The organism is Bradyrhizobium sp. CSA112 (genome assembly GCF_029051645.1).
In the GTDB taxonomy this organism is placed as follows: Bacteria; Pseudomonadota; Alphaproteobacteria; order Rhizobiales; family Xanthobacteraceae; genus Bradyrhizobium.
This window is the reverse complement of the sequence record NZ_JAACFS010000038.1, coordinates 52799-74440: the sequence shown is the minus strand read 5'-3', so window position 1 is coordinate 74440 and position 21642 is coordinate 52799. Positions and strand designations below refer to the sequence as shown.

The following is a 21642-nucleotide window of genomic DNA, read 5'->3' as shown; positions in this document are numbered from 1 at the left end:
GGCATCAAGCACGACTGACGCTTTGCACGGAAGGTGACCAGCCGCGCCATCGAGGGCATTGCTCGGCCTTGCCGACGCAGCGGTCGATAGGCCTCTCTTGTCTCAAAGTGCGCGAGTCCGATTTTGCGGATTCCGAGAATGTCTGTTTAGTAGGGTAGACCGGAAGTTGTCAGTGCGCGGTCGAAATGACGCGAATGACCCATTTCGGAAGTCGCCCATTCCTATGATCAACCTACCAAGCACGGCTGTAGAAGCGCCAAAGAAAGGCAACGCCCCCGGCAAAGTAAAACGCGTCAAAAGCAGCATGGGTGATAATCGGCGCGATCAGGTTGCGCGCAGACGTAAAAATCATCGAAAGTACCAAACCGGCAAGCATGGCAAAGACAACAGCACCGGCACCATACGACCAATGGATCCCCGCGAAGATCAATGTCGATACGATGATTGCCCTCGCGCGCGACATGCCTCGCAGCAGCAGCAGATTGATAAGATAGAAACGGAAAACAACTTCTTCGCTCAGCCCAACAAAGACCATCCCAACTGTGCCATCAAAATATTGGAGCACATAATTAGTCGGTAAAGGAAACGTTGTTACCTGCCAGCTGTGAGCGTTCAGGTATTGGATAAACGTCGCACCGACGACGTTGGAACCGATCAAAGTGATTGCTCCAATAAGAGCAATCAGAAGTTCTTTTGTAGACGGTACGGCGAGACGCCAAGGTATAGGTAACGAAGTCGGCTCGCTACGCAACAGCAGATAGAGAAATGCGAGGCTAAATGTCCGGCAGGCATAATCCGTGGCAACAAAGACCGGGTAGCCCGGAAAATAGACGTAAATCAGCTTGTTGAAATAATATGGACCAACAATAATAAGTGCAGGCAGCAACGCATCCGGTCGCCACCATTCATAGCTATGTCTGCTCGCCATCCATTTTACCCGCTACAGAAGCGTCAAGCGGAGAATATGCCTCAGTCGGGCCACTCTCGATAGTCGTCCCCCATTTTCGACGACGTTGATGATCGGGAGCAGGCGTCACTTCCGGTTATGGCACGAAACGGACCTGCCGGGCCGACCTGACTATGTCCGTTGACGGGGGCAGTGCGGAAGTCGGCGGTACGCGGTCAAACCGACGCGATTGACCCTTAAGAGACATGCTCGACCCTGTGCGCTCGATGGTGGAGGCTGCTATCGAAGGATGACGCACCCGCGGCTCGTCTCCTGAGACTTTGTGTCTCCATCCTTGCTGCGAGACTTCCCCTAGCAGACACAAGCTAAAGCACCTCAGCGCGAACCTGCGCCACGCCGCGGTCCGTAATCCCCAAACTGCGCGCAGCGCCTAGTGAAAGATCGAGGACGCGGCCGCGAACCCAGGGTCCCCGGTCGCTGATACGAACTACTACAGACTTGCTGCTCACAACATCAGTTACACGAACTCTTGTTCCGAACGGCAGGTTGCGATGGGCAGCGGTCAGCGAATCCCGATTGAACGAGGAACCACTCGCTGTTTTTCCTGTCGGATATGAATAGTAAGAGGCTTTTCCGGAAAACACCCGGTTGGAAGATCGAGGGGCTGAGCGACCTTCCGGACGAAGTGTCGGTTCTCCAGTCGGAGGTTGCTCTAGCGGATCTTGCCTAGTCTGGTCTAGCGGCTCAGGAGCCGGTTCTGCTTGCGCCTTTGGAATGATGGACCATCTATCATTGAACGTCTGCGCTGCAGCAGAATTTACATGTACGCCCAACCAGGCCGGGGCTATCGCAATCGCGACTATTCCAAAAAAAATACGCATGAACGGCCTCACAAACAAATGGAAAGCCAAATGAACAATGCAAACTCATGATGCTCTGTTCCTGCACATGCAGAAATTCTCGAGGCGATAAAGGTGAATAAATACCGATGCTCCCAACTATCATATAGTTCGATGCTTAGGCGCACTGCAGCAAGAAACGTTTCGACTTCGGTTCGCTCCTGACCTCCCATACTGACGAGCATCGTCATGTCGAGCCATTTTCCCTGGATGCGGCGTGTCGGCCGAGGGCAGCACCATTTCGACGAGGAGCAGACGACCGGCCGGGTTCATTGCCTTGCGGACATTGCCAAGGAGCTCGTCCAGCGGGCTCCCCGAGTTCATCATCGAGCACGGAGACGTTTGTGACAACGTTGACTTGAGCGTGCCAAGCTCGTCTTCCATGCCGAGCATCGGACATGAGCGTGGGTGACGATTTGGAGGTGTCGCATGGCGTGCGTGATCAGCATTCATGAGTACGACCTGAGGCCCGATGTAACTGATACTGATTTCGAGCGCGCGGTTCGGGACGCCGAGCGACGCGGCCTATTCGCCCTGCCCGGCCTCGTCGAGCACCGCTTTCTTAAGGGCTTCAAGGGCGCACGGCGAGGTGCCTACGCCGCCGTCTGGGTCTTCGAGAGTCGTCAAGCCTGGGAAAGCCTGTGGGGTCGTTTGGACGCCCCGCTGCCTTTCGCTGACTATCCTCCGAACTGGAAGATTTGGGAGACCGAAGTGCTCGCGCCGTTCTTGAGCCGGCATGCCGACACGATCCGCTTCACCAGCTACGAGGAATGCGGCTAGACTAGTCTTTCACCAAGACCACCGCCCCTGGGGCGATCTCAGCGGGTCGTGTCCGGAAGTGGCACTTTTGAGACATGCCCACCCGCACTGAAAGTGTCTGCTTTCAGGGGGATAGTGTTGCAAAAGTCCCAAAAGGCGCTGCTACTAATTTTCCGCCAAAGCACGAAACAAGCGATAGTCGCCGATCAATGCGGCTTCAAACTCGCTACCGGAATCGCCTGTGAGTTTGGCGCATGGAGGCGTGGTCCCCCACATCATTTTTCAATCGCCGCGCCTACGGCTCGGAGAACTTGAGGCCCATCCCGCGAAAAGACTTTTGCAACACTATCAGGGGCAGACCGGAAGTGACTGCCGTATGGTCAGAATGACGAGGTCGACCCGCAACGACATCCGGCGAAACCCACGGATTGCGGCAGCTCCCTCACCCCTTGCGCTTAGGGGAACCCGCTCTCAGGAGAGGGCTTCTAAATGTGCTACCTCCGCGCGCTTGATAATCTCCCACTCCAAGCTGGGTAATACTGGAGCCGAGCGGGCAACATCAGGCCGCCACGGCTGTTCTGGAGCGCTTGGCCGAAGGTGACGCCTTTCCAATCGGTCGAGGCGCGTCGTCCGGGATGGCAAAAACACATGTGGCATATCCGACATCGATGCCAATTGTGATCTCCTCTGGAGTGGTCGGCCGATCGATTGCAGCAGCGCATACAAGAAGGCCATTCGAACTCTTGATGACCCGGTCCCGTGTCGGAGCGAGAGTGAGGGCGCCGCGTCCGGAGGCGGCGACGACGAGATCCGCAGCCCTCGCATGGCCTGATTTCGGAGGCAACCATGCCTACGGCGAAACTCCATGCATTAACAATCCTTGGCGCGCTCGATGAGGCCCGGTCTGAGCTTGTCGGCAAGGCCGTAGTTCTCACTGCTGGAAAGGCCGGGACAGTAGAGAACGTTTGGCTTGAGGAGTTGCACGGCCTACGAATTTCGATCAGGGGCCACGGTGGAAAGTGGCCCGTCTCAACGATCAAATTCACGCAGACCGGCTGAAACGGCTAAGGCCGAAAACTGTCTCGAACAGGCTTCGCATCGGACCGACGGTTTCGTCATCAGCGATCCCGCGCGCGAGAGATGGCCGAGCTGTATCCCTCCATCAGCAAGCACTCGACACCAGGGGCTCAGGGAAGGGAAATAGCTCAGCGAGCGCGTGCATCCGCACGCGAGTTTTAAAATGGGTTTTCGATATACCCGGAGGATGAGGCATGCGGGCGTGTATTGGGACCAACAGAACGACGGCAGTCGGCGGCGCTGGCCAGAGGTCACGAGAAATCCTGCCTCAAAGTGGCTGCAATCTGTTCCAGCGCCCAGTCGACCTGATCGCTGGAGATAACAAGCGGCGGAGCGATGCGAATCGTGTGCCCGTGTGTGTCCTTGGCGAGGATGCCTCGGGTCTGCAGGGCCTGACAGTAGCGACGTGCACCGCCTGCTTCCGGATGAAGCTCGACGGCCAGCATCAGTCCGCGTCCGCGCACTTCCCGGATCGTGTTGCTGCGGATGCCGCTCAGGCCATCGAGAAAGCGGGTGCCCTGGGCGGCTGCGTTCTCGATCATCCCTTCCTCGACCAGCACGCGCAGCGCGGCCCGAGCCACCGCACAGGCCAGCGGATTGCCGCCGAAGGTCGAACCGTGCTGGCCAGGTTTCAGGGTGCCGAGCACCGCGTTGTTCGAAAGCACGGCCGACACTGGGTAAAAGCCGCCGGACAACGCCTTGCCGAGCAGCGTGATATCCGCCTCGATGCCCTCGTGCTGTTCCGCGAGCAGCTTGCCGGTGCGGCCGAGCCCGGTCTGGATCTCGTCCAGAATCAGCATCACGTCGTGCGCGGCGCAGAGTTCGCGCACTTCTGTAAAGTAACCTGACGGCGGGATGACGACGCCAGCTTCTCCCTGGATCGGTTCAACCAAAAAGGCGACCGTGTTGGGCGTGATTGCCTTCTTGAGCGCCGCGGCATCGCCGAAGGCGATGATCTTGAAGCCCGCCGCGAACGGTCCGAAATGGTCACGTGCCGCCGGGTCGGTGCTGAAGCCGATGATGCCAAGGGTGCGGCCGTGAAAATTATCGGCGCAGACGATGATTTCGGCCTGCCCGTCCGGCACTCCCTTCACCTCATAGCCCCATTTGCGCACCGACTTGATCGCACTCTCCACCGCTTCGGCACCGCTGTTCATCGGCAGCACCTTGTGGGAGCCGGTCAGCGCCGCGATCTCTTCGTAAAAGAGGGCCAGCTGGTCGTTGTGAAAGGCGCGCGACGTCAGCGTCAGCCGGCCCGCCTGCTCCACCATCGCGGCCAAGATCTTCGGATGGCAGTGGCCCTGATTCACCGCGGAATAGGCTGAGAGGCAATCGAGGTAGCGATGGCCCTGCGTATCCCAAACAAAGACGCCCTCGCCCCGCGACAGAACGACGCCGAGCGGTTCGTAGTTCTGGGCGCCAAAGCGCGCTTCCCTCGCGATGAAATCAGTGACCGATGGATCCATGTTTCGTCACTCCAGTTGGAGCGAACTGCAGGCATGGGCTATCGCCATTTTCCAGCCTGCGAATGCCCGATGATCATCAAGTTACCACAGACATTTTGCTTGCGGACGCATTGGGTGACGGCCATTTGGGGCCTGCCCAAGGGCGGTCGGCGCCCCAGTTCTCCTCGCGCTGCATGATCCCTCCGGCGAGACAGCCTGTCTAGGTGTATACCGACGACTTCCGCTCAACCCCCATAAACAGACATCGTTGCCATCTGCCGGCATGTCTCAAAGGTGCCCATAGCGGCAACACACCTGTCGCCAATGGGGTGTCGCGAAACGTCATCTTGTGCGACACGGGTGGAGCGGCTCTGTTGAGCCATTTCCTGCCGATGCCGTCGGATGGGTGTCAACGCACGGGTGGACTGCGATAGTGTGAAGTCTTGCCAGCTCATGAGGTCGAGGATGTTGACGCCCGATATGAAGCGGATCATCGAACAGCAACGTCTCGGGTTCGTCGCGACTGCCACGGCACGCCCAACCTCTCGCCGAAAGGCACCTTCGTCGTGCTGGACGACGTGACAATCGCGTTTGGCGAGATTCGATCGCCTGGAACAATCCGCAACCTGCGGGAAAATGCCCTCATCGAGGTGAATTTTGTCGATCCTTTCATGCGCAAGGGATACCGGTTCGCCGGGACAGCACGCGTCGTCGAACGCGGGGAAAGCAGCTTCTATATGCTTCTTCCCCACTTCCGAGGAGCGCTTGCCGGGCGCATCCGAGCCATCGTGGCGATCACCGTGACAAAGGCCCTACCCCTGACATCGCCTGCCTACGACGATGGCAAGACAGAGTCCGAGCTGAGGCGAGCTTGGACACTTCGCTACCGCAAGCTCCAACCGAATGAGAGATTTGAGGAGTGACCTATCACCCTACGGGACGCCGCCAACTACATCACCGGCCTGCCGAAGAAGGAGTCCGCCCTACCCGAATGGCAGGCCGCGATCGAGGCGCTGATGCTGGTGTCGCGCAGCGGTCCCACGATGCTGGCGCGGATCGGGTCATGAAGGCGCTGAACCGTCATGTCGAGCGGGTGTTCGATCCAGAGCGCAAAGACACCCATTGGGGGAAACCGAAACTCAAGCGAGACCAGTGACTGTCCTGCGGGCTCCTACACTGATCCGCGAGGACCGGACGCAACGATGGAAATGCTGCGTTTCTTCCTCGAGCATTCGCTCCCGCAGCAGCCAGGTTAGAGTTAGTCCGTTCGTAAGCGCTTTCGGACGTCAGCTTTTCGGTGAACGTCCGCTTCGCGCCAGAAGCGGTCGTTCGCCAGCGGGCAGCTTTTGAGCCTACCCGGACTTCGCCTTAGGCCGCCTCGGATGCGGCACCGCTCGCATCTCGCGTCGTCTGCGTTTGGAACCTATGCCGCGACCCCACCCTCGACGGGCGAGCTGGCCCGGAAAGCTTCGAAGCTCTGTCCCTGGATGGTCTGGCGAGACCTTTCAAATCATTCCGGCTGCTGTCAGGCCAGGTCGGCCCGCACAACGTGGTAATCGCGGCCAAAATAGATCAGGTTGTCTGCACCGTCCGATCTCTGCAGCGCCACGACGCGGCAAAACAGCACGTCATGCGTGCCCACACTAGCGACGTCAATGATACGGCAATCGAAAGCGACCGCGCAGTCGGTCAGAACGGACGCGCCAGTTTCCAAGGTCGACCATGCCGCCGCCGCAAATCGTTCGTCGACCGGGATCCCGCCGCCGAACAGCCGCGACAGCTGCTCGTGCCGGGCCGATAGTACGTTCACGCAAAGCACGCCGTTCCCTGTCACGCTGGCATAGGCGGATGATTCGCGGTTCATGCATACCAGCAAGGTCGGCAGATCGTCGGTCACGCTGCAGATGGCAGACGCGGTAAAACCAGCTCGTCCCGCGTTACCATCGGTGGTGACGATATTGACCGCGGCGCCAAGACACGCCATGGCATCGCGATAATCCTGGCTGGAAACTTTCGACATACGCGCTCCTCAGGCCCCGGCGCCGAATGGCTGATCGGCAAGTGCAAGATCGCGCAGCACTTGCGCGAGGACGGACGCCCCGGCAGCAACATGTCCGGGGTCGGCCCATTCGTGCTCGACGTGGCTTGCACCGTCCCGGCAGGGGATGAAAATCATCGCGGCCGGACAGACCTTGACGAGATGACGCGCGTCGTGGCCGGCAGCGGACAGGATGGCCATGGCCGGCAAGCACTGGTCGTGCGCCGCCTGTGCAATACGCTCGCGCAGCCTGGAATCGAAATCGTTCGACGGCGCATCAACCAGCGGCGTGATCGTGACAGCGCAAGGCGGCGCGTGCCGATGGCAAAGCGCCTCGACACGGGCACCGGCCGCGTCGAGCACCCCATTGTCGGGATGCCGCAGATCGATGCTGAAGGTGACCCGCGACGGCACCACCGACGGCGCGTTGGGTTCGATTGTGACGCGACCGATGGTGAACTTGATCTCGGCATCGATCGCGCCGATCTCGGCATGGAGTGCGGCCGCCATCCGCGCGAAAGCGGCGAGCGCATCGCGGCGTTCCTGCTGCGGCAGCGTGCCGGCGTGACCCTCGGCGCCTCCGACAACGACCTGAAACGTCTTCTTGCCCTGGATGCCGGTGACGACGCCGATGACACGGTCCGCCGCCTCGAGCAGCGGTCCCTGCTCGATGTGCAATTCGAGATAGGCCGCGGCCGGAAAGCCGAGCGGCTTGCGCGCCAGATCAGGAAACACCGCATGCAACCGATCGAGCGCTTCACCGACGCTGATGCCACTCACGTCGTGCACGGCGCGGATCGCTTCGATGTCGCGCGTGCCGGTAAAAGCTTCCGAGCCCATCATGCCGGGCACGAAACGGCAGCCTTCCTCATTCATCCAGGCGATGACGATCACATCACGCGCCGGCGTTTCGTCCTGCTCCGCAAACCAGACCACCGCCTCAAGCGCGGCCATGACGCCTGCCGCGCCATCGAACTTCCCGCCGGTAGGCTGACTGTCAAGATGACTGCCGACGAGGAGCGGCGGTGCGGAGCGATCGCGCCCGGCAAGCGTCAGGAACAGATTGCCCGCCGCATCGGTCGCCGCCGTCAAACCCGCCTCCTGCGCCCAGGCGATCACGCGACGCCAGGCCGCGATCTCGCCGTCGCTCAGCGCCTGGCGGTTGACGCCGCCGGCCGGCGTCGCGCCGATCTCCGCGAGCGCCATCAATCGCGTCCAGAGCCGATCGGCGTTGATCAGAGAGACGAGGGCCATCGACTATTTGGTACGCATGATCTGGCCCGGCAGCGCGCGCGGATCACGCGGCAGCCAGCGGCCGGCCTCGACCTGGGCGATGAATTCGGCCAGCAGCGCATTAAACGTCGCCGGCTCCTCGATATTGAGGGTGTGGCCGGTCTTGGGAAACACCGAGAGCCCGCAAGCCGGGATCGTCTTCTTCAGGAAGATGCCCGGCTGCAGGCAGTGATCGTCTTCGTCACCAACCACCACCAGCGTCGGCACGTGCATCTCCTTCAGCCCGTCCTCGAGATCGTAGAACGACGGCCGGCGCGCCTGTACGCCGCGCATGGTGTTGGCCGCACCGCGATCGGAATGGGTGGCGAGGCGATCGGCGAACTCCTGCCAGCCGCGCGGATCCTTGTTCTGGAACTGCACCCGGCTTGCGCCAAGCGCATAGACCTTCGAGAATTCCCTGGCGCCCTGCTTTTCGAAATTGTCGGCAACTTCCAGCGAGACGCCGCGAAAATACTCCTCGTATTCCTTCTCGCAGCCATAGCCGGCGCCGGCGACCGTGAGCGACAGCGCGCGCTGCGGCGTGCGCAGCCCGAAATGCACGGTGCAGAAGCCGCCCATCGAAAGCCCGACGATATGCGCCTTGTCGATTTTCAGGGCGTCGAGCACGGCGACGGCATCGTCCGCGGCGATGGCTTGCGAATAGGCATCGACGCTTTCAGGCACGTCCGACGGCGGATAGCCGCGTGCGGCATAGGTGACGCAGCGGTGACGGCGGCTGAAATAGCGCAGCTGCGGCTCCCAGCTTGCGTGATTGCCGCCGAATTCATGAATGAAGAGGATCGGTGTGCCTTCCCCCGCCTCCTCCACATGGAGCTTCACCCCATCCTTGGTGGTGACAACAGACATCGGCCAACCCCTTTCAGAACTGCGGCGGCAAATCGTTCAGCGTACGCGCCTGCGCCACCATCTCCGGCAGCAGCGTGCAGAACTTTTCCACCCACGGCGACGGAACGGAGGTCGAGACCTTCACGAAGCGGTCGCCGAAACGCTGCGTGTGATAGGTGCCCTGGCGGATCATGATGCCCTGGCGGCGATAGCATTCGACCAGCGCCTCCGGCCGGATGCCGGCCGCGATGGTTTCCAGCACCAGAAAATTACCGTGCGAAGGAAAAATCGGCAGCGCAAGCCCCTCGATCGCTGCCGCTGCCTCCCGGATTATCGCCTTGTTGGCGCGATCGATACTGCGGACCTTGGTCATCCATTCGTTCTTGACCGCGAGCCCGGCCTGCGCGGCGCGTTGGGCAATCACGCTCGCCCCCAGCACGCTGGTCGAGGCCTGCGCGAATTCCTCGAACAAATTGGGGGCCGCGACAAGAGCCCCGATGCGCAGCCCGGCGAGGCCGAGCCATTTCGAAAAACTCATCGAGACGACGGCGCCTTCCGGTGCCACATTTAGCGCCGGGGTATGGCCATCCGCGAAATCGCGATAGGTGCAGTCGTGCACCAGCAGCGCACCGCAATCGCGCGCGATCGCCGCAAAGCTTTCGATCTCCTCGCTTGTATAGCGGATACCGAGCGGATTGTTGGGATCGACCAGGTAGATGATCGCCGTGCGCTCGTCGACATGGGCCTTCAGCGCGTCGGCCGTCAGCCGATAGTTGCACGCGGGATCGTAGATCGGCATCTCGATCACCTCCGCGCCCTGCTGGCGCGCGAACAGGCACGGCCATTTCCACGTCGGATCGGTGGTGACGAGCGTTGTGCCTGGCTTGCACCGCGCGCGGCAGATCATCGCCAGCGCATTGACGCCGCCTTCGGTCACGAGCGCTTCCGCACCGGGAGAGCCGAGATCGGTCACGATCGCACGGCGCAGCGCCTCGAAGCCGAGCGGCGGCGCATAGGCATTGAACTCGCCGGCCTCGATCGAGCGCAGCATCGCCTCGCGCACCGCCGGATGGCTTTCGATGTGATTGGTGTTCTGGCCGAGCCAGTAGAGGCCCGGCGTCGCCGAGAGCTCGTCGAAATAGCGGTTGCGGATCAACGCCGTGGATTCAAGCTTGGACATGGTCTTGCCGTCTCAGATCACGGAGCCGCGGGCGGCAATGCCGCCATCGATCGTCACCACGGTGCCGGTGATGTAGCCGGCCTTGGGCGAGGACAGGAACGCGACGAGATCGGCAACTTCCTCCGATGTGGCCGGACGCTTACCCGGATATTTGTCGAACAGTTCTTCCCAGCGGCCCTCGTCGCCGAGCATGTCGATCGCCTTCCGCTTCATGATCTTGAGCATGCGGTCGGTGGCGACCGGACCTGGATTGACGGCAACGACGCGAACCCCGTGATTGAGGCTTGCGCCGCCGAGCGCCTTGGTAAAGGACATCAGCGCCGCATTGCCGGTGCTGCCCGCGATATAGCTCGCATCCCAGTTCTCACCGGAATTGCCGATGATGTTGAGGATGACGCCGTCCTTACCCTTCATCCGCGGATAGTAAAGACGCGACAGGGTGATGTAGCCGAACACCTTGAGATCGAAGCCGCGCCGCCAGGCGGCATCGTCGAGGATCTCCAGCGAACCGGCCGGGATATCGCCGGCATTGTTGATCAGAATGTCGATGTCGCCGACCTCGGCCGCGAGTTGCTCCATCGCCGCCGTGCCCGACAGATCGAGCGCGTGGATCGTCACCTTCACGCCGTGGCGGGCTTCGAGGTCTTGTTTGGCCGTCAGCATCGCCTCGCCGTTGCGGGCAGCCAGATGCAGGTGACATCCTTCGGCGGCAAACACCTCGGCCACCGCGAGCCCGATACCCTTCGACGCGCCAGTAATCAGAGCCGTCTTGTTTGTCAGCTTAAGTTCCACACCAAATCTCCAGGGCGCAAATCAGATATACAAATCCAAGCAATTTGCATACCAAGAGGCCGGGCAGTCATTTGAAGGCTGCGAGAAAGTCCAGAAGGTTGTCACCAAGCAGATTGACGTGGTCGCGCATGGTGTTGTGGGCCCGCTCCGGATCATGGGCCAGGATCGCCTGCATGATCGCCTCGTGCTCGCGCACGGTGTCGGCGATCCGGTTCGGCATCCGCGTCACCCGGCGGCGATAGGCCGCTACCTGGTTGCGCAGCTTTCGCGTCTGATCGGCTAGAAACGCATTCCGGGAGGCTTCATAGATCGCCTCATGGAACTCCTGATTGACGTCGTAAAACACGTCGATGTCGCCGGTTTCGCCTGTAGCCACAAGCCGCTGATGAATCTTTGATATTTCATTCCCCCACGCTTGTGACACGCGCCGTGCGGCAAGCCGCGCGCACAACCCCTCGAGCTCGGCCATTACCTGGAACATCTCGATCAGCGCCTCGGCCTTGATGGCGCGCACGGTCGCGCCCTGCCGCCCGCGCAACTCGACCAGAGTATTGGCGGCCATCAGCCGGAACGCCTCCCGCACCGGGGTTCGTGAAACGCCGAAGCGCTGCGCGATCTCCTGTTCATCGAGCCGGCTGCCGGGCTCGAGGTGACCGGCCGCGATCGCTCCTTCGAGCTGTTGGCGCAGACTCTCCGCCAGCGTCACGCCAGGGATCTGGGGAAGGGAATCGTGCCCGTTTTTAGCACGCCTGCCTACACTAGGTGCACCGGACATCGTCACAATGTTTCTCCTATGTGTTCCTGAGTATACAAGATGACGCACCCTACTCCAATCAGAAGCCCAAATTCACCCGAAGATACCAGCGACTCGCCTGGATTAGACGCCAAAGCCCGGCAAATTTCATGCCCAATCTGTCGAAAACAGCTCTGGCACACGAGTTGCTAAGAAAAGTTGGTGCGGCCCATCCGCGTATGCGTGAGATGGCCATCATTATACAAAGGGCCCTCCGTGCAGGCTGCGATCCAAACGAAAGACATGCCCATCGCTGGATCGCCGGAAGCCACGGCGAAGCCATCGCCGCTGCTTGAACTTCGCGCGGTGACCAAGACATACGGCCCGGTGGCAGCTTTGTCGGGCCTTGAGGCCAGCGTCGCTCCGGGCGAGTTCGTCACCGTGGTCGGCCCCAGCGGCTGCGGCAAGAGCACGCTCTTCAATATCGTCGCGGGCCTGGAAGAACCGGACGCCGGCGGCATCCTGCGCTTCGAAGGCAACAGCTGCCATGCAGCCGACCTGCTCGGTCGCGTCTCCTTCATGCCGCAGCGGGATCTGCTCTTGCCCTGGCGCAATGTGGTGGACAACGCCATCCTCGCGCTCGAGGTCGAGGGCATGCCGCGGGCGCAGGCCCGCGCCAAAGCACTCAAGATGCTGCCGGAGTTCGGCCTCACCGGTTTCGAGAAACAGTATCCGCATCAATTGTCCGGCGGCATGCGCCAGCGCGTGGCGCTGATGCGCACCTTCCTGTTCGAGCGCGGCCTGATGCTGCTGGACGAACCGTTCGGTGCGCTCGACGCGCTGACGCGCGCGATGATGCAGCGTTGGCTGCTCGACGTCTGGCAAAAATACCGGCGCACCATTCTCTTCATCACCCATGATGTCGACGAGGCGATCTTCCTCGGCGATCGCGTGCTTGTCATGACCGCGCGCCCCGGCTCCGTGAAGCTCGAACAGGTCGTCGATCTGCCGCGCCCGCGCCGACCCGAGATCGTCACCGCTCCCGAATTCGTCCGCCTCAAGCGCACCCTGCTCGATGCCATCGAGGAGGAGAGCATGAAGTCCTTCCAGTCCGCCGTTGCCCAGGAGAAGGCCACGTGAACGTGCACTCAAGCAGACAACCGTCCTCTCCGGCGGCGGGCGGAATCGATCCGGGCGAGTGGGACGCCCGTGTCAAACTCGCGGCCTGCTATCGCCTGGTCGCCCGGCTCGGCATGGATGACCTGATCTACAACCACATCTCGGCGCGGGTGCCCGGGCATGAAGACCAGTTCCTCATCAACCCCTACGGCCTCCTGTTCGACGAGATCACCGCGTCGACCCTCGTGAAGATCAACACCCAAGGCGACAAGCTTGACGACACGCCGCACAGCGTCAACGTCGCCGCCTTCGTCATCCATGCCGCGATCCATACGTCGAACCACGACGCCATTTGCGTGCTGCACACCCATTCCGACGCCAGCGTTGCGGTCTCCGGCCAGGAGAAGGGCTTGCTGCCGCTCAGCCAGTTCGCGATGCGCTTCTATGACCGGCAGGCTTTCCACGATTACGAGGGCGTCGCCATCGATCTCGACGAACAGACACGGCTGGTGCGCGATCTCGGACCGCACAAGGTCATGCTGATGCGTAATCACGGCATCCTGACCGTCGGCCGCACGCCGGGCGAGGCCTTCATGCTGCTGTATTATTTCGAACGCGCCGCGCGCATCCAGCTGCAGATGCAGGCGGCGGCCGCGGCAGGCGCCGCGTTGGTGATGCCGCCGCACGAAATTTGCGAGAAGGCCGCGCGGCAGTTCTGGGAATTGCAGGGCGACATCCTCGTTCCCGGCGAGCGTGAATGGCCGGCGCTGATGCGCCAGCTCGACCGTACCGATCCGTCCTATCGCAATTGATCCTCATACCGACGCCCCGGAGCCCGATCATGTATAAGCCGATGCCGAGCCGACGCCACGCCTTCGCCGCCCTTGCAGCCGTCGCGCTGACGGTGGGTTCCCTGACGACAGCGGCTCCCGCCGTTGCCGAAACCCTCACCAAGGCGAGCCTCCGTCTGAAATGGCTGCCGCAGGCGCAGTTCGCCGGCTTCTACGTCGCGCTGGCAAAAGGCTACTACAAGGCCGAAGGCATCGACCTCGCCATCAATCCCGGCGGCCCTAATCTGCTGACTGAAAATCTGGTCGCGACCGGCGCCGATACGTTTGGCCTGTCAGGCGGTACCGACAGTGTGTTCGCCGCGCGCGACAAAAGCCTGCCGATCATCTGCATCGGCGTTTCGCATCAGATCACGCCGTTCGTCTTCGTCACCCGCAAGGACGGACCGGTAAAGACACTGCAGGACTTCAAGGGCAAAACCGTCACCACCTGGTTCACCGGTGCCAACCACGTGCTGAACGGCATGCTGGCGAAGGAAGGCATCAAGGCCGACGAACTGAAAATCCAGCCGCAGCAGGTCTCGGTGACGCCGTTCGTCGACGGCAATGTCGACGTCATCACGGCGACCTACTACAACGAATTCTACACAATCCAGTCGCGCATGCCGAAGGATACCCTGAAGACGTTCGTCGCCGAAGACTACGGCATTACCTTCCCCCGCGATACGCTGATCGTCGCGGAGACGACCGCCAAGGAGAAGCCCGACCTCGTCAAAGCGTTCCTGCGCGCCACGCTCAAGGGCTGGAAGGAGGCTTTCGCCGATCCGAAAGGCGCCGTCGACACCGTGATGGCCGTTGCTCCGACACTCGATCGCTCACAGCAGGAGTTCATGCTTACGGAAGTGAAGCGTCTGATGACGGCAGGCAAGGCGGCACAAAACGGCCTGTTCTGGATCGACGCCGACGCGGTCAAGACCGCCCACGACTTCTTCCTGAAATACGGCGTGATCTCCAAGCCGCTCGATCTTGCCATCGCCTACAGCGCCAGCTTCATCGAAAGCGTGCCGCCCGCTGAACGGAAGCTATAAGCGTGGGCGCGACGACATCGCTCGTCAAAGACAAGGCGGCCACGGGCTTACGACCAGCCGGCCGGCCGGCCTGGTTGCGGAAGACGGCACGCCTGCTGTTCGGCCTCGCCGTCACTGCACTGATCTGGGAAAGCGCGGTGCAGCTCTTCGTCATCAGGCCTGTTTACCTGCCGCGCCTGAGCACGATCCTGATGGCGATCGCGGCGACACCTGGCGCCTATGTCAATGGCTTCTTGCGGACATCAGCCGAAACGCTGATCGGATTCGCGACCGGCAGCGCCTTCGGCGTGCTCACCGGCATCGCCTTTTTCCGCGTGCGCGCGCTGCGTGAGATGATCTTCCCGATCTTCGTGGTGTCGCAGACCATTCCCGTCATCGCTTTCGGCGCGCTGGTGGTGCTTTGGTTTGGCAACACCCTGCTGGCCAAGGCGGTGATCGCGTTCTATCTCACGTTCTTCCCCGTGACGGTCAACACCCTGCTCGGCCTCGAAACGGTCGATCCCAAGCAGGTGGCGCTGATGAGGAGCTTTGGCGCCTCGAGCGGCCAGCTCCTGCTCCGCCTGCAGCTTCCCACCGCGCTGCCGCAGATATTCGTGGCGCTGCGGCTGGCTTCGTCGCTTAGCCTCGTCGGCGCGATCGTCGGCGAATGGTTCGGCGACACCACGGGTCTTGGCGTATTGCTGCTGCAGGCCATGTTCACTGAGAACGTGGTCGCGATCTGGGGCGCGCTGCTGGCCGCGGCGCTGCTTGGCACCGGCTTCTACGCCGTCGTCGCCGCGGCCGAACGGCGGCTGGTATTCTGGAGCGCGGAGCAATGAGCGGATCACCCCTCGCCTCTTCTCCGCTTGCCGTGCAACGGGGCATCCTCGGCGCGGTCCTGCTGGTGGTGTGCTGGGAAGGGCTCGCGCGCGGACTGCATCTGCCGTCCTACGTTCTTCCCGCCGTCAGCGAGATTTTGGCCGGCGTCTGGTCCAAGCGCGCGCTACTGGGTGAGGCTGCGGGCTACACCGTGCTCGAAGCGCTGGTGGGCTACGGGCTCGGCTGCCTCATCGGCATTGGCCTTGCGGTCGCCATCACCATGCTCCCAGCGCTCCGCGCCGTGATCCTGCCTGCAGCCACCGCCATCAACTCGGTGCCAGTGGTCGCCTATTCGCCGTTGATCCTGCTCTGGTTTGGCATCGGCGTTGCGTCGAAGATGGTGATGGTGGCCATGGCGCTGAGCTTCACCGTCTTCCTGTCGACGCTCGCCGGGCTCGACCGCGTCGATCGCCGCGCCATCGATCTCATGCGCAGCTTCGGTGCGGGGCGGCTGAGCATCCTGTGGCGCCTGCGCCTGCCGACCGCCTTGCCGCTGCTGCTTGCCGGGATGCGCGTCTCCACCGTCCGCAGCGTCATCGTGGCGATCATCACCGAAATGCTCGGCGCCTATGGCGGGCTCGGCTGGGTGATCTACCAGGCAGTGCTGCAGATCGACTTCGTGCAGGTCTGGTCGGCGATCTTCGTTGCTTCGGCGGCGAGCCTGAGCTTTTTCGGCATGATCGGCTTTCTCGAACGCAAAATCCTGTTTTGGAAATGAGGCGATGAAACGACAGATGCATCTTGGGCTGTTCATCCTGGGGACCGGCAGCCATGTTGCCGGCTGGCGCTACCCTGGTGCGGTGGACAGCTTCCAGAACTTTCCCGCAATTCAAGAGATCGGCCTCATCGCCGAGCGCGGCAAGTTCGACCTGATCTTCATGGGCGACAACCTCTATGCGGACGCTGCCGCCCATCCGTCCTACACGCAGCGGCTGGAACCGCTGACGATGCTGGCTGCGCTCTCGACGTCGACCAGCCATATTGGATTAGGAGCCACGGTTTCCACCACCTACAGTGATCCGTTCACGGTGGCGCGCGTGTTCGCTTCGCTCGATCACATCAGCAACGGCCGCGCTGCGTGGAATGCGGTAACGACGGCAAATCCCACGACCGCCGCCAATTTCGGCACCACCCATCCCGACCACGCCCGCCGCTACGAGATGGCGAGCGAGTTCATCGATGTCGTCAAGGGCCTGTGGGACGGCTGGGCGGATGATGCGATCGTCGCCGACCGCGTGAGCGGGCTCTACATCGATCCCACCAAGCTGCGACCAATTGACCACGATGGCGCATTTTTCAAGGTGAAGGGACCGCTCAACATCGGCCGCAGTCCGCAGGGCCATCCGGTGGTGCTGCAAGCCGGTGGATCCGAGGCCGGCCAGTCGCTCGCTGCGCGCACGGCGGACATCGTGTTCTCGGTCGTACAAGACATCGACGAAGCCAAGGCCGGCTATGCATCACTCAAGGACCGCCTGCCGGCCTTTGGACGCAAGCCGGAGGACGTTACTGTGCTGCCGGGCGTCATGCCGATCGTTGGTCGCACCGACAAGGAGGCGTTCGAGAAACTCAACGTGCTGCAGAGCTTCATCAGCGGCAGCAACGCGCTTGCCATCCTCTCCGACCGCTTCGGCCGCGACATGTCGGCCTACGATCTGGATGGACCGGTTCCCGACCTCGAGCCGTCCGACAGCTATCACAGCTTCGCCAGCGTCATGCTCGCCAAGGCGCGCCGCGAGAACATGACGCTGCGCGACCTCTACAATCTCACCGCGGCCGCGCGCGGGCATTGGGTGCTGTGCGGCTCGGCCGAGCGGATCGCCGACACTCTGCAGCAATGGTTCGACGAACACGCGGCCGACGGCTTCAACGTGATGCCGCCGTATTTCCATGAAGGGTTTGAGGATTTCGTACAACTCGTGGTGCCGATACTTCAGGAGCGGGGCCTGTTCCGCGCCGATTATGACGGGACGACCCTACGTGACCATCTCGGCCTGCCGCGACCAGAGAACCCCAGGTTCTAGACCTGGAGGAAAGATATCAGCCGCTCTGCAGCTCGCTACCCCCGTGGAGACCTCTGATGAGAGATCTTTTGGCGACGGAGGCATGAAGGAGAATGCGATGATTCCTCGACGCACTGACGCACTGCCCTCAATAGATGTTTCTTGATCTCCCGGTGCACACGCCGCGCTCCAACGGTGCGCATCCGGAGCAGCATCTGGCAGGCTATGCCGGACTGATGCAGGCCGACGCCTACGCCGGCTTCAGCAGGCTCTACGACGCCAATCGCCAGGGAGGCCCGATCGTCGAGGCCGCGTGCTGGGCACACGGCAGGCGCAAGTTCTTTGATCTCGCGCGGCTCAGCAAGGCGCCGATCGCAGCCGAGGCAGTCAAGCGCATTGATGTCTTGTTCGCCATCGAGCGTGAGATCAACAGTCTCGCGCCGCAGGAACGCCTGCGTGTGCGCCAGGAGCGTAGCCGTCCTCTGATCGTCGAGCTGGAAGCATGGTTGCGCGAGCAGCGCGCCAAGCTCTCCAGGAGCAGCGACACGACCAAGGCGATCAATTACTGCCTCAGCCGCTGGGACGCATTCGCCCGCTTCCTTGATGACGGACGGCTTTGCATGTCGAACAATGCCGCCGAGCGCGAGCTACGGGCCGTTGCCGTGGGCCGAAGAAACTGGACCTTCGCCGGCTCCGATGAGGGCGGCCGGCGGGCGGCGGCGATCTACAGCCTCATCGCCAGCGCCAAACTCAACGATATCGATCCGCAGGCTTGGCTCGCCGACGTGCTGGCCCGCCTGCCTGATCACCCCGCCAGGCGCATTCACGAACTCCTGCCTTGGAATTGGCGTCCTCAGGGCGTCGCTCACGCTGCTTGAGCGCAATCAGCCATCCGCCCAAGCGGCCTGACCGGGGGTCGTCGCCGGACGCGTACTGAAAGAATGCAATCACGAATTTCTCTGGGTCAGTCGAATTAACCCTGATTCCCTTGATGTCATCGCGCCACAACTGTATTAGGAAATGTTGATTGTCTGGCCGGGCGGCGCAATGCGGATCGCAAACGCGTTTTCGTCAGCAAATTTTCTTAGCTGATCAAAAAACCGATCCCGCGCATCGGGCTTCACCGTGAAGTTGCACAGCGCGGACAGCAGATTCTGAATCAGAATTTGCAGGCATAGCGTTTCCGTACATACCATCCAAGCTCACTATGGCCGGTAAGCAGATTACAACGAAGGTTCGAAGGTGCCCTCTGATCAACAAAGGATGTGCCCTGCTTCCTAATCAAGTCGGGCAAGAACACCTTTTACCTCATTTTGCCACTTCTCAAACTCATCCCTGCTTAGTGCCGATCTAAGCTCCTTCGTTTCAGACGACGTCAGCACGCTGCGGACTGCGATTCTGGCTGCCGCAACCAGTTCCATTGATCTTTGTTTGGTCGCCCTCGCGAACACTCCTGGAGGGCGGCCCGACGCGTACGAGCAAATCGAATACGAATGCTGTCGGCCCGAAGCGCCAGCGAGTACTTAGCGAGCATACAGCAACTTCGAAATCGCGCGCTCGTGCTTCAGAACAGTGGCTTTGCCGACGCCTGTGCAGAGTTGCCAGGGTCTGAAAAGAGTCGACTCTAGCCGTAGCCCGAATGGGCGCTCTGGAGAGTCCCGCGAGTCTGCAACTGCCCGATAGTGTTGAAAACGTCTCGTTGGGGTGATGACCAAGACCAAGCCGCCGTCGCGGCTATCGTGGTGCTTGCGAAGACACAATGATTGTTGTCGAAGCGCAAAAAGAAATTGCTAGTTTCCGTCGCGACTATCGACGTGGGCACTTTGCTCTGGCCTCTTTGACGCCTGATCGCGCGCTGTCTGCGTTGTGGTCATATCGTCGTAATTGTCCGCAAGACGCAACAGCCGTCCTTTGATCAATGGGTCTGCCTCCGTCGCAAGTTCCCGGAGGACGCGCGCTCTATTCCTGTAAAATCTGTCGTCCATGCTGGGTCGTCCCCTCGAAAAGAGAGGTACATGCCCGCTTTCTCCGACCAATAACAGTAATGTAGATCACATATCCCGTTTTTCACGTAGCGAGGTCGCATTCACATTCTCGCAATGGAAGTTTGTTCTTGCTCGCCAACGCAGACAGTCATGATAGAAGCCCGGCACTGCCCAATATGATTCGGAGTAAGAATGGCAAAAGCTAAGAAAGTAGTTCGCCGCGCGTGGACAAAAGACGATGTTCGGACAATGAAGACGATGGCAAAATCCAAGTCAGGCGTCGCCAAGATCTCAAAGGCGTTGAAGCGAACTCCCGGTGCCACCAGCGTCATGGCTGCAAAGCTTGGTGTGTCTCTTTCAACGCGCGTTTAACCCACAGTGCGACGAGGCCGGGGTACGGTCTGTCCCAATTTTCACAATTCTTTCGTACGCAAATAGATCGAGCCACGCGGCTGCACGATTACTGACGCGACCGCGTGGCCGAATTTGTCGAGCGATTTACTGTTCGTCACGCTGCGCGCGGATTGACTACGGTGTAGCCTCGCAGTGAGCGCGCGTGAATTCTCGTTGCGCGCCCGCCCGAGTTAGCATCATACGCCATCCAGGCGTCACCTTCGCCGCCGCACTGCGCCAACAGACGATCACCTGCCCGTTACGGGTGGGCGCAGACAGAGCCAATAGCGTTGCATCACCGCTCATTACGCGAAGGGCCGCTTTGCACCACTTTCAGACATTGCCGATGAAATATTTCCGCCATCACGCGTGATGCACTCCGCGAAGACAACCGCTAGAAGACATCCTTCTTCGTCCATCGGCGGAGTTATGAGCCAAGATGATGAAATCAATGGCCGGGAGATCGGATCAGCCTCCCCAGCGTAGCGCTGCCGTGTGCACCGGCGCGTCCCACAATTGCTTCGCTTGATCATCGAGCGCGGCTACCGTGACCGAGACACCGGCCATGTCGAGCGACGTCACATAGGAACCGGTCAGGAAACGTGTCACTTTGAGCCCCGCGCCGTCAAGGATTCGCTTGGCACTGTTGACCATCAGATAGAGTTCGATCAGTGGCGTTGCGCCGAACCCGTTGACGAGAAGCAGCACTTCGCTCCCCGGCTTCGGCGCGAGATCCTTGAGGATCGCACCAACGAGCTCGTCGGCAATCGCATCGGCGGGAGCCAAGCTTACGCGACGCCGGCCAGGCTCGCCATGAATGCCGACACCCATTTCCATTTCGTCGTCCGCCAGCGTGAAATTCGGCCGTCCCGCCGCCGGCACAGTGCACGGTGTGAGCGCCACACCCATCGAGCGCGTGCGCCGGTTGATTTCATCGCCGAACACCTTGAGAGCGGCAAGCGGCATTCCATTCTCGGCCGCGGCGCCGACCATCTTTTCCACGATCAGTGTACCCGCGACGCCGCGGCGACCGGTCGTGTAGGTCGATTTCTCGACTGCGACGTCGTCGTTGGTCAGCACGCTCGCTACTTCCCGCCCGGCCATCTCGGCGGCCATGGTGAAGTTCATCACATCGCCTTCGTAGTTCTTGACGATGAAGAGCACACCTGCGCCGGTATCGACGGCCTCCGCGGCCTCGACCATCTGGTCCGGCGTCGGCGAGGTGAAGACCTGGCCGGCGCAAGCGGCATCGAGCATGCCACGGCCGACAAAGCCCGCATGCAGCGGCTCATGCCCCGAACCGCCGCCCGAAATCAGGGCGACCTTGCCGGGCTTCAAGGTGCGGCGGCGCACGAATTTGCGCTCAGCACCAAGCAGCAGGATATCCGCATGCGCGGCGGCAAAGCCGTCAAGACTTTCTTCGAGTACCGTATCGGCGCCGTTGATCAGCTTCTTCATGAACG

The 21642-nt window shown here is 61.3% G+C and carries 20 protein-coding genes and 2 pseudogenes; 11 read left to right on the top strand and 11 right to left on the bottom strand.

The features are described 5' to 3' along the window. Positions 1-232 precede the first annotated feature (232 nt). Positions 233-928 carry a CPBP family intramembrane glutamic endopeptidase gene (locus GWE18_RS35550; RefSeq protein WP_275190319.1) on the bottom strand — a complete coding sequence of 232 codons (696 nt, stop codon included), beginning with the start codon at positions 926-928 and terminating at the stop codon, positions 233-235. Positions 929-1272: 344 nt separating this feature from the next. After that, positions 1273-1560, bottom strand: a pseudogene (locus GWE18_RS35545) (septal ring lytic transglycosylase RlpA family protein); the annotation flags it as partial. A gap of 675 nt (positions 1561-2235) precedes the next feature. Between GWE18_RS35545 and GWE18_RS35540 the strand changes: the two are divergent. Together GWE18_RS35540 and GWE18_RS35535 are read left to right on the top strand one after the other, a co-directional pair. Then, positions 2236-2586 carry a hypothetical protein gene (locus tag GWE18_RS35540; protein WP_275190318.1) on the top strand — a complete coding sequence of 117 codons (351 nt, stop codon included), beginning with the start codon at positions 2236-2238 and terminating at the stop codon, positions 2584-2586. 825 nt (positions 2587-3411) lie between these two features. Continuing rightward, positions 3412-3624 carry a PRC-barrel domain-containing protein gene (locus GWE18_RS35535; protein ID WP_275190317.1) on the top strand — a complete coding sequence of 71 codons (213 nt, stop codon included), beginning with the start codon at positions 3412-3414 and terminating at the stop codon, positions 3622-3624. 269 nt (positions 3625-3893) lie between these two features. Here GWE18_RS35535 and rocD read toward each other — a convergent pair whose 3' ends face one another. After that, positions 3894-5108 (bottom strand): ornithine--oxo-acid transaminase, encoded by a 1215-nt coding sequence (gene rocD / locus GWE18_RS35530; RefSeq protein WP_275190316.1) that lies wholly within the window; start codon positions 5106-5108, stop codon positions 3894-3896. Between the two features lie 422 nt (positions 5109-5530). Here rocD and GWE18_RS35525 point away from each other — a divergent pair, with 422 nt between their 5' ends. Beyond that, entirely contained in the window at positions 5531-6010 is a 480-nt protein-coding gene (locus GWE18_RS35525) for a pyridoxamine 5'-phosphate oxidase family protein (protein ID WP_275190315.1), read from the top strand. A 26-nt stretch (positions 6011-6036) separates the two neighbouring features. Here the strand turns inward: GWE18_RS35525 and GWE18_RS42410 are convergent, their stop codons facing one another. The 7 genes from GWE18_RS42410 to GWE18_RS35490 all read right to left on the bottom strand — a co-directional run bounded on the left by GWE18_RS42410 (position 6037) and on the right by GWE18_RS35490 (position 11921). Continuing rightward, the gene (locus GWE18_RS42410) at positions 6037-6210 is read right to left on the bottom strand and encodes a hypothetical protein (RefSeq protein WP_342804323.1); all 174 of its coding nucleotides are present in this window, start codon (positions 6208-6210) and stop codon (positions 6037-6039) included. A gap of 402 nt (positions 6211-6612) precedes the next feature. Continuing rightward, positions 6613-7107, bottom strand: a complete 495-nt coding sequence (locus tag GWE18_RS35515) for a flavin reductase (protein ID WP_275190314.1) — start codon at positions 7105-7107, stop codon at positions 6613-6615. Positions 7108-7116: 9 nt separating this feature from the next. After that, a complete protein-coding gene (locus GWE18_RS35510) occupies positions 7117-8379 on the bottom strand; it encodes a Zn-dependent hydrolase (RefSeq protein ID WP_275190313.1) in 1263 nt (420 codons plus the stop codon). Between the two features lie 3 nt (positions 8380-8382). Continuing rightward, positions 8383-9264, bottom strand: coding sequence for an alpha/beta hydrolase (locus tag GWE18_RS35505; RefSeq protein ID WP_275190312.1), 882 nt, complete (start codon positions 9262-9264; stop codon positions 8383-8385). 13 nt (positions 9265-9277) lie between these two features. Next, complete coding sequence (locus GWE18_RS35500; protein ID WP_275190311.1) at positions 9278-10423, bottom strand: pyridoxal phosphate-dependent aminotransferase; 1146 nt, start codon at positions 10421-10423, stop codon at positions 9278-9280. 12 nt (positions 10424-10435) lie between these two features. Next, a complete protein-coding gene (locus GWE18_RS35495; RefSeq protein ID WP_275190310.1) occupies positions 10436-11215 on the bottom strand; it encodes an SDR family oxidoreductase in 780 nt (259 codons plus the stop codon). A gap of 67 nt (positions 11216-11282) precedes the next feature. After that, positions 11283-11921 carry a GntR family transcriptional regulator gene (locus tag GWE18_RS35490; protein WP_275190309.1) on the bottom strand — a complete coding sequence of 213 codons (639 nt, stop codon included), beginning with the start codon at positions 11919-11921 and terminating at the stop codon, positions 11283-11285. 414 nt (positions 11922-12335) lie between these two features. Between GWE18_RS35490 and GWE18_RS35485 the strand changes: the two genes are divergently transcribed. The 8 genes and pseudogenes from GWE18_RS35485 to GWE18_RS35450 all read left to right on the top strand — a co-directional run bounded on the left by GWE18_RS35485 (position 12336) and on the right by GWE18_RS35450 (position 20158). Next, entirely contained in the window at positions 12336-13088 is a 753-nt protein-coding gene (locus tag GWE18_RS35485; RefSeq protein ID WP_275190322.1) for an ABC transporter ATP-binding protein, read from the top strand. Then, complete coding sequence (locus GWE18_RS35480; RefSeq protein WP_275190308.1) at positions 13085-13879, top strand: class II aldolase/adducin family protein; 795 nt, start codon at positions 13085-13087, stop codon at positions 13877-13879. Before GWE18_RS35485 ends, GWE18_RS35480 begins: the two co-directional genes overlap by 4 nt. A 29-nt stretch (positions 13880-13908) precedes the next feature. Next, the gene (locus GWE18_RS35475; RefSeq protein ID WP_275190307.1) at positions 13909-14943 is read left to right on the top strand and encodes an ABC transporter substrate-binding protein; all 1035 of its coding nucleotides are present in this window, start codon (positions 13909-13911) and stop codon (positions 14941-14943) included. A 2-nt stretch (positions 14944-14945) separates the two neighbouring features. Beyond that, positions 14946-15761, top strand: a complete 816-nt coding sequence (locus GWE18_RS35470; RefSeq protein WP_275190306.1) for an ABC transporter permease — start codon at positions 14946-14948, stop codon at positions 15759-15761. Beyond that, complete coding sequence (locus GWE18_RS35465; protein ID WP_275190305.1) at positions 15758-16519, top strand: ABC transporter permease subunit; 762 nt, start codon at positions 15758-15760, stop codon at positions 16517-16519. Before GWE18_RS35470 ends, GWE18_RS35465 begins: the two co-directional genes overlap by 4 nt. 4 nt (positions 16520-16523) lie before the next feature. Continuing rightward, entirely contained in the window at positions 16524-17822 is a 1299-nt protein-coding gene (locus GWE18_RS35460; RefSeq protein ID WP_275190304.1) for an LLM class flavin-dependent oxidoreductase, read from the top strand. Between the two features lie 173 nt (positions 17823-17995). Continuing rightward, positions 17996-18679: pseudogene (locus tag GWE18_RS35455) on the top strand (IS66 family transposase); the annotation flags it as partial. Between the two features lie 1299 nt (positions 18680-19978). Further along, entirely contained in the window at positions 19979-20158 is a 180-nt protein-coding gene (locus tag GWE18_RS35450; RefSeq protein ID WP_275190303.1) for a hypothetical protein, read from the top strand. Positions 20159-20647: 489 nt separating this feature from the next. Here the strand turns inward: GWE18_RS35450 and dhaK are convergent, their stop codons facing one another. Then, positions 20648-21637, bottom strand: coding sequence for a dihydroxyacetone kinase subunit DhaK (dhaK, locus tag GWE18_RS35445; protein WP_275190302.1), 990 nt, complete (start codon positions 21635-21637; stop codon positions 20648-20650). Positions 21638-21642: the final 5 nt, after the last annotated feature.

Bases quoted from the DNA above. Each gene is read 5' to 3' on its own strand.
- GWE18_RS35550 (WP_275190319.1), bottom strand. From the start codon at position 928: ATGGCGAGCAGACATAGCTATGAATGGTGGCGACCGGATGCGTTGCTG.
- GWE18_RS35540 (WP_275190318.1), top strand. From the start codon at position 2,236: ATGGCGTGCGTGATCAGCATTCATGAGTACGACCTGAGGCCCGATGTA.
- GWE18_RS35535 (WP_275190317.1), top strand. From the start codon at position 3,412: ATGCCTACGGCGAAACTCCATGCATTAACAATCCTTGGCGCGCTCGAT.
- rocD (WP_275190316.1), bottom strand. From the start codon at position 5,108: ATGGATCCATCGGTCACTGATTTCATCGCGAGGGAAGCGCGCTTTGGC.
- GWE18_RS42410 (WP_342804323.1), bottom strand. From the start codon at position 6,210: ATGGGTGTCTTTGCGCTCTGGATCGAACACCCGCTCGACATGACGGTT.
- GWE18_RS35515 (WP_275190314.1), bottom strand. From the start codon at position 7,107: ATGTCGAAAGTTTCCAGCCAGGATTATCGCGATGCCATGGCGTGTCTT.
- GWE18_RS35510 (WP_275190313.1), bottom strand. From the start codon at position 8,379: ATGGCCCTCGTCTCTCTGATCAACGCCGATCGGCTCTGGACGCGATTG.
- GWE18_RS35505 (WP_275190312.1), bottom strand. From the start codon at position 9,264: ATGTCTGTTGTCACCACCAAGGATGGGGTGAAGCTCCATGTGGAGGAG.
- GWE18_RS35500 (WP_275190311.1), bottom strand. From the start codon at position 10,423: ATGTCCAAGCTTGAATCCACGGCGTTGATCCGCAACCGCTATTTCGAC.
- GWE18_RS35475 (WP_275190307.1), top strand. From the start codon at position 13,909: ATGTATAAGCCGATGCCGAGCCGACGCCACGCCTTCGCCGCCCTTGCA.
- GWE18_RS35465 (WP_275190305.1), top strand. From the start codon at position 15,758: ATGAGCGGATCACCCCTCGCCTCTTCTCCGCTTGCCGTGCAACGGGGC.
- GWE18_RS35460 (WP_275190304.1), top strand. From the start codon at position 16,524: ATGAAACGACAGATGCATCTTGGGCTGTTCATCCTGGGGACCGGCAGC.
- GWE18_RS35450 (WP_275190303.1), top strand. From the start codon at position 19,979: ATGGCAAAAGCTAAGAAAGTAGTTCGCCGCGCGTGGACAAAAGACGAT.
- dhaK (WP_275190302.1), bottom strand. From the start codon at position 21,637: ATGAAGAAGCTGATCAACGGCGCCGATACGGTACTCGAAGAAAGTCTT.